Source organism: Robertmurraya sp. GLU-23 (genome assembly GCF_052983275.1).
The window spans coordinates 1-573 of the sequence record NZ_JBRKCV010000054.1; the positions used below are offsets into that span (position 1 = coordinate 1).

General features: G+C 40.0%; 2 rRNA genes. Both read left to right on the forward strand.

Annotated elements, in window-relative coordinates:
* Positions 1–85 (forward strand): 5S ribosomal RNA (gene rrf, locus ACVBAX_RS25355); the annotation flags it as partial.
* A 426-nt stretch (positions 86–511) separates the two neighbouring features.
* Positions 512–573: ribosomal RNA gene (gene rrf / locus ACVBAX_RS25360) — 5S ribosomal RNA — on the forward strand; the annotation flags it as partial.

A 573-nucleotide genomic window follows, 5' to 3' on the forward strand; every position in this document is an offset into this window, starting at 1 on the left:
TTCCCATACCGAACACGGAAGTTAAGCTTTTCAGCGCCGATGGTAGTTGAGGGTTTCCCTCTGTGAGAGTAGGACGTCGCTAGGCAAAGAAAAAAGCACCTGAATGGGTGCTTTTTTTGTTGTGTGTTTTTCTAATTGCCTGTATGCTCGTATTTTTGACTTTGGCTCTATAATTATTCATTGATGATTTCGTATAGGTAAGAGAATTAATAGGGGGAGAATTTCCGGCTAATGTATTGGGAGGAAGCTTAAGAAGCAGAGATAAGCGTAGGAATTCCGGTTAACTGCTCTAAATAAGCCAAAATTCAAAGATTTGGGTCAAATAAGCGGAAAAACTCCGCTTATTTTTAAGGAAATATGGCTATTTCCCAATTTAAACGGAATTTTTCCGGTTAGTTTCTCCATCTACTAACCAAGCCGGAGCTCGATTACGCAAAGTGATACCCGTGTATTTCTTCTTCTTCATTCATTATCTAGTTTTGAAGGAATGATTCCTTCAATTGAATACTGGTCTAGTGGCGATAGCGAAAAGGTCACACCCGTTCCCATACCGAACACGGAAGTTAAGCTTTT